Origin of the sequence: Gordonia sp. 'Campus' (assembly GCF_022206305.1) — a bacterium.
Classification (GTDB): domain Bacteria; phylum Actinomycetota; class Actinomycetes; order Mycobacteriales; family Mycobacteriaceae; genus Gordonia.
On record NZ_JAKOIW010000016.1, the window covers coordinates 87,146 to 100,290 of the forward strand.

The window sequence follows — 13,145 nt, forward strand, 5'->3', positions numbered from 1 at the left end:
CAACATGTCGCGTATCGGAAAGAACCCCATCGAGATCCCCGCTGGCGTGGACGTCACCATCGACGGCCAGAACGTCACCGTGAAGGGCCCGAAGGGTGAGCTCTCGCTCACCGTCTCCGAGCCCATCTCGGTCGCCAAGGAGGACAACTCCGTTGTCGTCACCCGCCCCAACGACGAGCGTCGCAGCCGCGCGCTGCACGGCCTGAGCCGTTCGCTCGTGAACAACCTCGTCGTCGGCGTCACGCAGGGCTACACCAAGAAGATGGAGATCTTCGGTGTCGGTTACCGCGTGCAGGCCAAGGGCAGCGACCTCGAGTTCGCGCTCGGTTACAGCCATCCCGTGCCGATCGAGGCCCCGGCGGGCATCACGTTCGCCGTGGAGTCCCCGACGAAGTTCTCGGTCTCGGGTATCGACAAGCAGCAAGTCGGCGAGATCTCGGCGGTCATCCGCCGCCTGCGTCGTCCGGACCCCTACAAGGGCAAGGGCATTCGCTACGAGGGTGAGCAGATCCGTCGCAAGGTCGGAAAGACGGGTAAGTAAGCCATGAGTGATTCAGCTACCAAGACAGTGCGCAAGCCGGTCGGCAAGGACGTCTCGACGCGTCGTCGTAAGGCGACCGCCAACCGTCACTTCCGTCTCCGCAAGAAGGTCAGCGGCACCCCCGCTCGTCCGCGTCTCGCGGTCAAGCGCAGCTCGCGCCACATCCACGTGCAGCTCATCGACGACCTGGCCGGCAAGACGCTGGCCGCCGCATCGTCGATCGAGGCCGACGTGCGTGCCGCAGGCGGCGACAAGTCCGCGCAGGCTGCCAAGGTCGGCGAACTGATCGCCGCCCGCGCCAAGGCTGCCGGTGTCGACGCCGTCGTGTTCGACCGCGGTGGCAAGGACTACCACGGCCGGATCGCCGCGCTCGCCGACGCCGCCCGCGAGGGAGGCCTGAGCTTCTGATGACCATCTTCACCAGCTATATCCACAACACCGGAGGGAACCTCTGATGCCCGGACGTCAGCGTGACGGCGGAAACGGACCCGCCGGTAACGACAACAACCAGAACAACGCCGGCGGCGGCAACGATCGCCGTGGCGGTGGCGGCGGTCGTGACCGTCGCGACCGTGGCGGCCGCGACCAGGATCGCAACCAGCTCGAGCGCGTGGTGACCATCAACCGCGTCTCGAAGGTGGTCAAGGGTGGACGTCGTTTCTCGTTCACCGCTCTCGTGGTCGTCGGCGACGGCCAGGGCATGGTCGGCGTCGGCTACGGCAAGGCCAAGGAAGTTCCGGCCGCGATCCAGAAGGGCGTCGAAGAGGCTCGCAAGAACTTCTTCCGCGTGCCGATGATCGGCGCCACCGTCACCCACCCGGTTCAGGGTGAAGCGGCCGCCGGTGTGGTCATGCTGCGCCCGGCCAGCCCCGGTACCGGTGTCATCGCCGGTGGCGCGGTGCGTGCCGTGCTCGAGTGCGCGGGCGTCCACGACGTCCTCGCGAAGAGCCTCGGCTCGGACAACGCCATCAACGTCGTGCACGCCACCGTCGCGGCGCTCAAGATGCTGCAGCGTCCCGAAGAGGTCGCGGCCCGTCGTGGTCTGCCGATCGAGGACGTCGCTCCGGCCGGTATGCTCCGCGCTCGTGCAGGACAGGGGGTCTGATCATGGCTCAGCTGAAGATCACCCAGGTCAAGGGCACCATCGGTACCAAGAGCAACCAGCGTGACAGCCTGCGGACCCTCGGACTGAAGGGCATCCGCCAGACCGTCACCCGCGAGGACACGCCGATCAACCGCGGCCTCATCAACGCGGTTCGTCACCTCGTGACAGTCGAAGAGGTTCAAGCATGACCATCAAACTCCATCACCTTCGCCCCGCTCCGGGGTCGAAGACCGACAAGACCCGTGTGGGTCGCGGTGAGGGGTCCAAGGGCAAGACCGCAGGTCGCGGCACCAAGGGCACCAAGGCACGTAAGAACGTGCCCGCCGGCTTCGAGGGTGGCCAGATGCCGATCCACATGCGGCTGCCGAAGCTCAAGGGCTTCACCAACCGCAACCGGATCGAGTACCAGGTCGTCAACGTGGGCGATCTCGCCCGCCTGTTCCCGCAGGGCGGCACCATCGGGGTCGACGAGCTCGTCGCTGCCGGCGCCGTTCGGAAGAACAAGCTGGTGAAGGTTCTCGGCGACGGTGACCTGTCGGTCAAGATCGACGTCACCGCCGACAAGTTCACCGCTTCCGCCAAGGAGAAGATCGCCGCTGCCGGCGGCAGCGTCACCGAACTCTAGACGGAACACACCGCGGTCGGGCGGCAGCTGAGCTGCCGCCCGACCGGGGCGTTTCGGCGTGACTGTTAGAGTCGCAGTCGTTGTCCCGCCGCATCCGCCCGAGATCGCCGCATCCCAAGATCATCGTCGATTGCCGAGCACACGGGGACCGGGTCGCCCACGACCCGGGACGTACGCCTCGCGTGGTCGTTCCTAGGAGGAGTTAGTGCTTTCCCCCCTCTTCGCGGCCATTCGGACGCCGGACCTGAGGAAGAAGATCCTCTTCGTTCTCGGCATCATCATCCTGTATCGGCTGGGCGCGACGGTCCCGTCTCCGGGCGTCGACTACCAGGCCGTGCGGGCGTGTCTCGACGAGGTCTCGTCGGGTGAGTCGAGTTCGGTCTACTCCCTGATCAACCTGTTCTCCGGTGGAGCACTGCTCCAGCTCTCGGTGTTCGCGATCGGCATCATGCCGTACATCACCGCGGCCATCATCGTGCAGCTGCTCACCGTGGTCATCCCGCGGTTCGAGCAGCTCCGCAAGGAGGGCCAGGCCGGGCAGGCCAAGATGACGCAGTACACGCGCTATCTCGCCGTCGCCCTCGCGTTGCTGCAGTCGACCGGCATCGTTGCCCTCGCCGATCGTGGTCAGCTCCTCCCGCAGTCCTGTGCGACAAGCGGTGAGGTCCTGAACGATTCGAGCATCTTCGGACTCTCCGTCATCGTGCTCGTCATGACCGCCGGCGCCTGTGTCGTCATGTGGTTCGGCGAGCTCATCACCGAGCGCGGCATCGGCAACGGCATGTCCCTGCTGATCTTCGCCGGTATCGCCGCCCGTATCCCTGCCGAAGGTCGCACCATCCTCAGCAGCCGCGGCGGCCTCGTCTTCGCGCTCGTCTGCGTCGCCGCACTGATCATCGTCGCCGGTGTCGTGTTCATCGAGCAGGGCCAGCGCCGCATCCCGGTCCAGTACGCCAAGCGCATGGTGGGCCGCAAGATGTACGGCGGGTCGTCGACGTACCTGCCGCTGAAGGTCAACCAGGCCGGCGTCATCCCGGTGATCTTCGCCTCGTCACTGCTGTACCTGCCGCAGCTGATCGTCGAGCTGACGCGCAATCCCGATGGGACGCAGTCGACGTGGCAGGAGTACGTCACGCGGTACCTGACCGATCCCAGCAACGGTGTCTACATCGCCGTCTACTTCCTCATGATCATCTTCTTCACGTACTTCTACGTGGCGGTGACGTTCAATCCGGAGGAACGTGCCGACGAGATGAAGAAGTACGGTGGATTCATCCCGGGCATCAGGCCCGGGGCCCCGACCGCCGAATACCTCGGATATGTGCTCAGCCGTATCACTCTGCCGGGCTCGATCTACCTCGGTATCATCGCCGTACTCCCGAACCTGTTCCTCGAGATCGGTAACAGCGGCAACGTCCAGAACCTGCCGTTCGGTGGTACGGCCGTGCTGATCATGGTCGGCGTGGGTCTGGACACGATGAAACAGATCAACAGTCAGTTGATGCAACGCAAGTACGAAGGGTTCCTGAAGTGAGACTTGTCATCCTCGGCCCGCCCGGAGCAGGTAAAGGCACCCAGGCGGAACTCCTGAGCGAAGCACTCGGGATTCCCCACATCTCGACCGGCGATCTCTTCCGCGCCAACATCTCCCAGGGCACCGCCGTCGGCGTGGAGGCCAAGAAGTACCTCGACGCGGGCAACCTCGTCCCCTCGGAGATCACCGTGGACATGGTGCGTGCGCGTGTGGCCGAGCCGGATGCGGCCAAGGGCTTCATCCTCGACGGGTTCCCGCGGTCGACCGAGCAGGCCGATGCGCTCAACGACATCCTGGCGAACCTCGACGCCTCGCTCGACGCGGTGCTCTCGTTCGTCGTCGACACCGACGTGGTGGTCGAGCGCATGCTCGCGCGTGGCCGCGCCGACGACACCGAAGAGGTCATCCGCAATCGGATGGACGTCTACACCCGCGAGACCGCGCCACTGCTCGCCTACTACGGCGACCAGGTCAAGACCATCGACGCCGTCGGTGACATCCAGGGCGTTCACCAGCGCGTGCTGAGCGCACTCGGCGCCGGCGTCTCCTGACACGGCGCAATCTGTCAACCGGGGAATCGCTGTAACGCATGGGTTTTCGTAAGCGCAAGCGTGTCGTGCCGTTCCGCAGCGCGGGCGAGCTCGACGCCATGGCCGCAGCCGGCGCGATCGTCGGGTCCGCGCTGGTGGCGGTGCGCGACGCGGCACGGCCCGGGGTGAGCACGCTCGACCTCGACGAAGTGGCCGAGTCCGTCATCCGCGGAGCCGGCGCGGTTCCGTCGTTCAAGGGTTACCACGGGTTTCCCGGGTCCATCTGCAGCTCGGTGAACGAGGTGGTGGTCCACGGGATCCCGTCGGCCGATGTCGTTCTCGCCGAGGGCGATCTCGTGTCCATCGACTGCGGCGCGATTCTCGACGGCTGGCACGGCGACTCGGCCTGGACGTTCGGGGTCGGTGAGTTGTCGAGCGCCGACGCGGACCTGTCCGAGGCGACGCGGCTGTCGATGGAGGCGGGGATCGCCGCCATGGTCGACGGCGCACGCCTCACCGACATCTCGCACGCGATCGAACTGGGTACCCGAGCCGCCGAGAAGCAGTTCGGCCGGCCGTTCGGCATCGTCGACGGTTACGGCGGACACGGGATCGGCCGCGAGATGCACATGGAGCCGTTCCTCGCGAACGAGGGTGAGCCCGGCAAGGGACCGACCCTCGTGATCGGCTCGACTCTGGCCATCGAGCCGATGCTGACGCTCGGTACCGAGGACACCTCGGTTCTCGACGACGACTGGACCGTCGTCACCGACGACGGTTCCCGCTCCGCCCACTGGGAACACACCGTCGCGGTCACCGCGGACGGACCGCGAATCCTCACTCCGCGTCCCGCCTGAGTCCACTCCCGGTCACCGAAGGCGGGATCCGTCCCGGAAACCGGTACGAACACCGCACTCTGCAGGTTGTGTCGTCGTACCGTTGACCATGCGTTCTGACGTGTCGTGGCTCACCGCCGTGCGCCGACTCCCGTTCACCGCCGCCCTCGCCGTGGCCTTGGTGGTGGTGGGCGTCGCCACCGGTTCGATGTGGGGCCGGGCGAGTGACAAGTCCTGGTACCGCGAGGTGGCCTTCGGGCTGCCGGCGTTGCGCGAGGGGAAGTGGTGGACGCCGCTGAGTTCGGCGTTCGTCGAACCGGGGCCGTGGCTGTACGTGGTGGCGGTGCTCGCCGTGGTCGTCGGAATGGGCTGGGCCGAGTGGCAACTGGGCACCGTGAAGGCGGTCCTGGTGGGCCTTGCGGGCCACCTGGTCGCCTGCTTCGTCACGGTGCTGCTGCTCTGGCTCCTCTCCTCGGAGGTGACCTCGTGGCGGTGGGCGGAGGAGCTCGCCGAGTCGCGCGCGACCGGCGTCGGCGCGTTCGTCGTGTCGGCGGTCGCGGTGGCCTCGGCGACGGTGCGGTCGCCGTGGCGGTTACGTGTTCGGGTGCTCACCGGGGCGGTCGTCGCCATCGCCTTCCTCTTCCAGGGGACCCTGGCGTCAGTCGAATACGTTGTGGCAGCGGCGATCATGCTCGTCGTCGGGGAGAAGTACTTCGCGACCAACGAGCGTGGGTTCATGCCGCGCACCCGGCGCGAGGTCCGGATGCTCGGATGCGCCGCGCTTCTGGTGATCGCCGGCGCCAACCTGCTGGTCTTCCTCTTCCCCGGTAGTGGTCCCCTGGGGCCGACGGACTCCGGCGACGACTCGGTGTTCACGATGTTGATCGGCCTGGCCGTCAACCTTCTCATCGCCGACCAGTTGCGCCGTGGCAAACGATGGGCCTGGTGGGTCGCCGTGGTGATCGGCGCGCTGAACGTCATCGTGACCGTGCTGGCGCTGTTCCTCGTCATCTTCACCGACGTGTCGACCGAGGGTGCCGTCACCCTCGGTACCACGCTTCTCTGGGTGCTCGTGCTGGCGATCCTCATCCCGGGGCGGTTCGCGTTCGCCGTGCCATGGCGGGTGCGGCAGGTGGGCACTGTCGGTGACGACGACGATCCGGTGGAACGGGTCCGAGAACTGTTGCGCACCCACGGCGGCGGCACGATGTCGTGGATGACGACGTGGCCCGGCAACAGCTATCAGTTCACCGGGCCCGAAGGTGACCTCGGCGGTCAGGCCGTGGTGACCTACCAGAAGCACGTCGGAACCATGCTGGCGCTGGCGGATCCGGTCTGTGCGCCCGAACGGTTGCGAGACGCGGTCGGGGCCTTCGTCGACCTCGCCGAGAGTTCGGGTACGACGCCGTGTTGGTTCTCCATCGGGTCGGCCACCTCCGAGATCGTCACCGAACGCGGCTGGCTCAGCGTGCAGATCGCCGAGGACACGATCGTCGACCTGCCGGGACTGGAGTTCAAGGGCAAACCGTGGCAACACGTGCGATCGGCGATGAACAAGGCGACCAAACAGGAAATCTCGACGCGGATGGTGTCGCTGTCCGAGGAGTCGTTCGCCGTCCGGACGCAGGTGCGTGCGATCTCGGAGGAATGGGTGGGGGACAAGGGGCTGCCCGAGATGGGCTTCACCCTGGGCAGCGTCGAGGAGGCGATGGACCCCGCCGTGCGGGTCGCGCTTGCGGTCGACCCAGCAGGCAATGTGCACGGTGTGCTGTCGTGGCTGCCGGTGTATGCGCCCGGCGGCGAGGTGGCAGGCTGGACGCTCGACATCATGAGACGACGGACGGACGGCTTCGGGCCGGTCGTCGAATATCTCATCGCGTCGTCGGCGGTCGCCTTCAAAGACGAGGGAGCACAGTTCATCTCACTGTCGGGAGCGCCGCTGGCACGCACGGGCGAGTCGGACGCGGAACCGCTGGACAAACTTCTCGACACCTTGGGGGCGGCCCTCGAGCCCTACTACGGATTCCGGTCGTTGCACACGTTCAAGAAAAAGTTCAATCCGCGGTACGAGCCGGTGTACCTCGCGTTCCGGGACGAATCCGACCTTCCCCGAATCGGTCTCGCGGTGTCGAGGGCGTACCTACCGGACGCGACGGCCGGCCAGCTCGTCCGCCTGGCGGCGTCAGGACACGACTGACCCCGCTGAGCCGGCGGCGTGCAGTGCCGCCAGATACCCGAAGACGAGTGCCGGACCGATGGTTGCACCCGGGCCCGCGTACGTGTGGCCCATGAGCGCGGCCGAGGCATTGCCCACCGCATACAGGCCGGGAATCGGACGCCGATCCGCGGTGAGGGCCCGGGCATCCTCGTCGGTCACGATGCCGCCCTTCGTTCCCAGATCGGCAGGAACCATCCGGGCCGCGTAGAAGGGCGGGGTGGTGAGCTCTCCGAGGCTGGGATTGGGTCGGTTGGCGGGATCGGCGTAATACCGGTCGTAGGCGGACTCTCCCCGCCCGAAGTCGGGATCGTGCCCCGCGGAGGCAAACTGGTTGAATGTCCCGACGGTCCGGGCCAGGGCGTCCGGCGGAACCCCGATGGCCGTCGCCAACTCGGTGATCGATCCCGCCGAACTCACCGCGCCGCTGTCGAACCAGGCGGCGGGCAGCGTCGCTCGCGCCGGTTTCCCCGCGAACATGTACCGGTTTCGGTATGTCTGGTCGAAGACGAGCCAACAGGGCAGGTTGTCGGCGGGTCCCTTGCCCTGCCCGTGGTGGCCCCCGAGGATGCGATGTGTTGCCTCGACGTAGGGCAACGACTCGTTCATGAAACGCTTCCCCGAGCCGTTGACCATGATGCTGCGGGGAAGAGACCGCTCGGCGAGCGCGAACCATGGCCCCTTGGGCAAGGGGATGGACGGCGCCCACCACGCGTCGTCCATCAACGCTGTGTCTGCCCCTGCGGCCATCGCCGCCCGGATGCCGTCGCCCGTGTTGGTGTCGGCACCGAGGGACAGTTCGGGTCCCGCGGGCGGTCGGTGGTGGCGTGCGCGCATCGTGGCGTCGTGGTCGAACCCGCCGCTCGCCAGCACGACGCCGCGTCGGGCCGTGAACGACCGACCGTCCGCGCAGACGACGCCCGCCACTCGACCGTCGACCATCGTGAGTTTTTCCGCCGCGGTCTGGAGGTGTACGGGTACGCCGGCCCGTCGCACACCCAGCATCAGCGAGCCCGCCAGTGCCCCGCCGAGGCCGAGCAGTCTGGCACCGCGAGCTCTGCCCACAGCGGTGCGAGCGCCCACCCGGAGCGCTCGCACGGGCCCCCGCCAATGTCGCGTACCGAGACTCAACCAGCGGTAGTCGGACTGCTGGACAACCACATTGAGTGGCGTTCGGGTGTAGAACGGCTGCAGTGTCGCGAGGTCGTCGCCGAGGCGTCGGGCGTCGAACGGCCGGGGCTCGCAGGAACGTCCGTCGGGTGAGCCGCCGGATTCCTCCGGTAGATAGTCGCTATAGCCGCGAACCCACTCCAGGTCGAGACCGGAGTTCTCGGTCAGGTGGCGTAGGGCTTCGCCGCCCCGATCGATGAACGTGTCGATACGGCGTCGGTCGACGTCGTCACCGACGATGGCGCACAGGTAGGCACGGGCGGCCTCGGCATCGGCGGGCGGGAGGTGCGCGCGCAACACATCGTTGCCGGGTATCCACACGCCTCCCCCCGACCGCGCGGTCGAACCACCCCAGAACCGCGATTTCTCCAGGATCACCGTGGAGAGCCCGTGTGTTGCTGCCGTGATGGCGGTGGCCATCCCGCCCGCGCCCGATCCCACGACGATCATGTCCACGTCTACATTGCTCATGCGTTCTCCTGACAGTATGAGTCCATATGACAGTAACTATCACTTTGGGTCCAGGTCGCACAAGATGGCATCATGGCGTGCCATGGCGTCGTCATTACGTGCGAAACAGCGGCAACGGGTGCGGCGGGACATCGACGCCGCCGCACTGGGTCTGTTCGCCGAACGTGGGTACGCGGCGGTGACGGGCGAGGAGATCGCACGCGCCGCCGGCATCTCGCCGAGCACCTACTACCGATATGTGCCGACCAAAGACGATCTGCTGCTGCGTCCGCTTCGTGCGAGCAGTGCGGCCATCGTCGCCGGGTTCGCGTCGCAGGCCGAGGAACTGGGCCTCGCCGATGCACTCATCGCGGCGGTCCGTACGCAGACGGCGGACGTCGATGCCGTGGAGATGCGGAAGTGGCGAGCGGTTGTGGCCGACGTCCCCGAGGTCATCGCGAGGGTGGCGCTGATCGGGTCCGACGATCGAGCGAGACTGATCGGCCTGGCGGGGGAACGGATGTCGCTCGACACGGCCGTCGACTTACGCCCGGGGGTGATGGTGAGCATGGTGCTCGCCATCGTCGAGTACGCCTACCAGCGCTGGCTGACGAGCGACGACGAGACCGTCTCCCTGCTCGACGTCATCGACTCGGCCCTGGCCGCCTCGATCCTTGCTGAGGGAGCACAAGAGGCGTGACGTCACCACGGGTTCGACTGGTGCCGAAGCGTCGGTTGTGAAGGCATCGTTCACCGGAGTCGCTGCCTGAGTTCACCATCCGGTCGTCTCCTACGGCGAAACTTCGCCAGTGCCATCGGTCGACGAACATGTCCTGCCCGCCACCGGCAGACGCCCCTGGCGGAGCTACGGGTTGTTCCTGTTGCTCGTCGCGCCCAACCTGATCCTGCTCGCGGTCTTCACCTATCGTCCGCTCGTCGAGAACGTACGGATGTCGTTCTACGACTGGAATATCGCCCAGTCGGGGGCCACGTTCATCGGTCTGGACAACTACATCGAGTGGTTCACCCATGCCGATACGCGGGTGATCGTGTCCAACACGGTCATCTTCACCGTGGCCGCCGTTGCGGGCAGCATGATCGCGGGGTTGGGTCTGGCTCTGCTGCTCGACCGTAAGCTGCGCGGCCGCAATCTGGTGCGGTCGACGGCCTTTGCGCCGTTCGTGCTGTCCGGTGCGGCCGTCGGGATCGCCTTCCAGTTCGTCTTCGACCCCAGCTTCGGGCTGATCAACGACATGATGGGACGTCTGGGACTCGGTACCGCGCCGGACTTCTACCAGCAACCGCACTGGGCGTTGTTCATGATCACGGTGACCTACATCTGGAAGAACCTCGGGTACACGTTCGTGATCTACCTGGCGGCCCTGCAGGGCAAGCGTTCCGACCTCGACGAGGCGGCGGCGGTCGACGGTGCCGGATGGTGGACGTACTTCCGCAAGGTGTTGCTTCCACAGTTGCGTCCGACCACCTTCTTCCTGTCGATCACCGTGCTGCTCAACTCGTTACAGGTGTTCGACATCATCAACGTGATGACCCGCGGCGGGCCGCTGGGCAACGGCACCACGACGATGGTCTACCAGGTGTACGAGGAGAGCTTCGTCAACTTCCGGGCCGGTTACGGTGCCACGGTCGCAACGGTCATGTTCGTCGTCCTCCTGGTCATCACCGTCGTCCAGGTCCGCATGATGGATCGAGGTACCCGATGAGGCCCGTCGTCGCCGGTTCGGTTGCGAAAGCCGATGCCCCGCAGATGAGTACCGGAAAGCCATCGACTCCGACTTCGTCGGCCAGGAGGCCGGGACACCCCGACGTGCCGAGGATGCCCCCGGCCACCCGACGACGGGTGGCCGACGCCTGTGGATACGCCGCGATGGCGGTGGTGTTGGTGATCATCGCCCTGCCGCTGATCTGGATCCTGTTGGCCTCGCTGAAAGATCGCACCGAGATCTACGTGCAGCCGGCCGTCTGGTGGCCGTCGGCGTGGCGTCCCGAGAACTACTCCGAGGCCACGACGTCGGTGCCCTTCTGGACCTTTCTGCGCAACTCGGTCATCGTGACCGGAATCCTCGGCGCATCGAAGTTCGTGCTGGGCGTGCTCAGCGCCTACGGCCTGGTGTTCCTGCGGTTTCCGGGAAAGAACGTGGTGTTCGTCGTCATCATCGCGGCGCTGATGGTCCCGAACCAGATCACGGTCATCACGAACTACGCACTCGTCGCCCAACTCGGCTTCCGCAACACATTTATCGGCATCATCCTCCCGCTCGCGGGCGTCGCCTTCGGAACCTTCCTGATGCGCAACCACTTTCTCTCGCTGCCACCCGAGATCATCGAGGCCGCACGGATGGACGGGGCCGGGCACTTCCGACTCCTCACCCGCGTCGTCCTGCCGCTGTCGATCCCGACGATGGTCGCGTTCGCGACGATCACACTGGTCAACGAGTGGAACGAGTACCTCTGGCCGTTCCTCATGGCCGACGACTACACCGTCGCCACCCTGCCCGTCGGACTCACCCAGCTGCAGAACAGCGACGGGCTGACCAACTGGGGTCCGGTCATGGCGGCCACCGTGCTCACGATGCTGCCCATGCTCGCCATCTTCCTGGCGTTGCAGCGACACATGATCAAGGGCCTGACGTCCGGGGCGGTCAAGGGTTGACCGCGCACTGCCCGCACCCGCCGATGCCTCACGCACCTTGCGTTCGCACGAGAACACCTTCGCACGAGAACGCCTTCGCACGAGAACGCCTTCGCATGAGAACGATTGACAGGAGACGACAATGATCAACATGTCCCGCCGCGGCTTCCTGGCCGCATCGGCGACCGCGGCGGCCGGAGCCCTCGTCACGGCCTGCGCCGGCACGGGCGACGGCGGCTCGTCGTCGGGTGATGCCTCGAAGCTCACCTTCTGGTCGAACCACCCGGGCAAGTCGGTCGAGGTGGAACGCGAACTGATCTCGCGATTCGAGGCGGCCAACCCCGGCATCACCGTCCAGCTCGTCGACGCCGGCAAGAACTACGAAGAAGCAGCCCAGAAGTTCAACGCGGCCCTCTCGGGTGGCGCGGTGCCCGACATCATGATCCTGTCCGACGTGTGGTGGTTCAACTTCGCGCTCATCGGTGCGATCGCCCCGCTCGACGACCTGTTCGGCCGCGCCGGCGTCGACACCGCCGGTTACGTCGATTCGCTTGTGGGCGACTACAAGTGGAACGACCAGACATGGGCGCTGCCGTACGCCCGGTCGACGCCGCTGTTCTACTACAACAAGGACGTGTGGCGGCGGGCCGGCCTGCCCGACCGCGGACCGCAGACCTGGGACGAGTTCGACGAGTGGGGTCCCCGGATCCAGACCGTGGTCGGTGGCGACAAGCGCGCTCATGGGTGGGGCAACGCCGTCGACTACCTCGGCTGGACCTTCCAGGGCCCGACCTGGACCTTCGGCGGTGCCTACTCCAACGACTGGGAACTGAAGTTCACCGACCCCAAGACGGTCGCCGCCGCCCAGTACCTGAGCGATTCGATCAACACCAAGCGCTACGCGAAGATCTCCAACGACATCGCCGGCGATTTCAGTGCGGGCATCATCGCATCGACGATCGCGTCGACCGGCGACCTGTCGGGGATCACCGAGAACGCCACCTTCGAGTTCGGCACCGCGTTCCTGCCCGCGCCGCAGGGGGTTTCGGGGTGCCCGACGGGTGGCGCCGGACTGGCCATCCCGGCGAAGCTGTCCGAGGACCGGAAGGTCAACGCCCTCAAGTTCATCGAGTTCATCACCAATACCGAGAACACGTCGTACTTCTCCCAGAACGTCGGGTACATGCCGGTGCGCAAGGCGGCGCAGGACGACCCGTCGATGGTCGCGTTCCTGGCGAAGAACCCGAACTTCGCGACCGCCATCGAGCAGTTGCCGCGGACCCAGCCGCAGAACTACGCGCGCGTCTTCGTGCCCGGCGGCGACAAGATCATCGGTACCGGGTACGAGCGGATCGGTCTGCAGAACGCCGACGTCGCCTCGACTCTCGCCGACACGCAGCGGCAGATCGCCCAGATCTACGACACCCAGATCAAGCCGAAACTCCCGTGATGATGCACAGCGTCAACTCGAGGGATACACAACACG

At 66.3% G+C, this 13,145-nt stretch carries 14 protein-coding genes; 13 read left to right on the plus strand and 1 reads right to left on the minus strand.

The window, feature by feature from the left end:
- Positions 1-4 precede the first annotated feature (4 nt).
- The 9 genes from rplF to MAY35_RS16995 all read left to right on the plus strand — a co-directional run bounded on the left by rplF (position 5) and on the right by MAY35_RS16995 (position 7,368).
- On the plus strand, positions 5-541 hold the full coding sequence (gene rplF / locus MAY35_RS16955) for a 50S ribosomal protein L6 (RefSeq protein WP_238422476.1): 537 nt from the start codon (positions 5-7) through the stop codon (positions 539-541).
- Positions 542-544: 3 nt separating this feature from the next.
- Positions 545-949 (plus strand): 50S ribosomal protein L18, encoded by a 405-nt coding sequence (rplR, locus tag MAY35_RS16960; protein ID WP_238422477.1) that lies wholly within the window; start codon positions 545-547, stop codon positions 947-949.
- A 46-nt stretch (positions 950-995) separates the two neighbouring features.
- A complete protein-coding gene (rpsE, locus tag MAY35_RS16965) occupies positions 996-1,646 on the plus strand; it encodes a 30S ribosomal protein S5 (RefSeq protein WP_238422478.1) in 651 nt (216 codons plus the stop codon).
- Between the two features lie 2 nt (positions 1,647-1,648).
- A complete protein-coding gene (gene rpmD / locus MAY35_RS16970; protein ID WP_058251976.1) occupies positions 1,649-1,834 on the plus strand; it encodes a 50S ribosomal protein L30 in 186 nt (61 codons plus the stop codon).
- A complete protein-coding gene (gene rplO / locus MAY35_RS16975) occupies positions 1,831-2,271 on the plus strand; it encodes a 50S ribosomal protein L15 (protein WP_238422479.1) in 441 nt (146 codons plus the stop codon). The genes rpmD and rplO overlap by 4 nt, the downstream gene beginning before the upstream one ends.
- A gap of 205 nt (positions 2,272-2,476) precedes the next feature.
- Entirely contained in the window at positions 2,477-3,805 is a 1,329-nt protein-coding gene (secY, locus tag MAY35_RS16980) for a preprotein translocase subunit SecY (RefSeq protein WP_238422480.1), read from the plus strand.
- Positions 3,802-4,356, plus strand: a complete 555-nt coding sequence (locus tag MAY35_RS16985) for an adenylate kinase (RefSeq protein WP_238422481.1) — start codon at positions 3,802-3,804, stop codon at positions 4,354-4,356. Before secY ends, MAY35_RS16985 begins: the two co-directional genes overlap by 4 nt.
- Positions 4,357-4,394: 38 nt before the next feature.
- Complete coding sequence (gene map / locus MAY35_RS16990; RefSeq protein WP_238422482.1) at positions 4,395-5,192, plus strand: type I methionyl aminopeptidase; 798 nt, start codon at positions 4,395-4,397, stop codon at positions 5,190-5,192.
- Between the two features lie 88 nt (positions 5,193-5,280).
- Positions 5,281-7,368, plus strand: a complete 2,088-nt coding sequence (locus tag MAY35_RS16995) for a bifunctional lysylphosphatidylglycerol flippase/synthetase MprF (RefSeq protein ID WP_238422483.1) — start codon at positions 5,281-5,283, stop codon at positions 7,366-7,368.
- Here the strand turns inward: MAY35_RS16995 and kstD are convergent.
- Complete coding sequence (kstD, locus tag MAY35_RS17000; protein WP_238422484.1) at positions 7,354-9,027, minus strand: 3-oxosteroid 1-dehydrogenase; 1,674 nt, start codon at positions 9,025-9,027, stop codon at positions 7,354-7,356. The two genes, MAY35_RS16995 and kstD, sit on opposite strands and share 15 nt — an antisense overlap.
- A 64-nt stretch (positions 9,028-9,091) precedes the next feature.
- Between kstD and MAY35_RS17005 the strand changes: the two genes are divergently transcribed.
- From MAY35_RS17005 to MAY35_RS17020, 4 genes are all read left to right on the plus strand, one after another.
- Complete coding sequence (locus MAY35_RS17005) at positions 9,092-9,706, plus strand: TetR/AcrR family transcriptional regulator (protein ID WP_238422485.1); 615 nt, start codon at positions 9,092-9,094, stop codon at positions 9,704-9,706.
- A gap of 109 nt (positions 9,707-9,815) precedes the next feature.
- On the plus strand, positions 9,816-10,730 hold the full coding sequence (locus tag MAY35_RS17010) for a carbohydrate ABC transporter permease (protein WP_238422486.1): 915 nt from the start codon (positions 9,816-9,818) through the stop codon (positions 10,728-10,730).
- 113 nt (positions 10,731-10,843) lie between these two features.
- Positions 10,844-11,680: a carbohydrate ABC transporter permease gene (locus MAY35_RS17015; RefSeq protein WP_238422487.1), complete on the plus strand. Its 837-nt coding sequence runs from the start codon at positions 10,844-10,846 to the stop codon at positions 11,678-11,680.
- A 121-nt stretch (positions 11,681-11,801) separates the two neighbouring features.
- Positions 11,802-13,109, plus strand: coding sequence for an ABC transporter substrate-binding protein (locus tag MAY35_RS17020; RefSeq protein ID WP_238422488.1), 1,308 nt, complete (start codon positions 11,802-11,804; stop codon positions 13,107-13,109).
- Positions 13,110-13,145 lie beyond the last annotated feature (36 nt).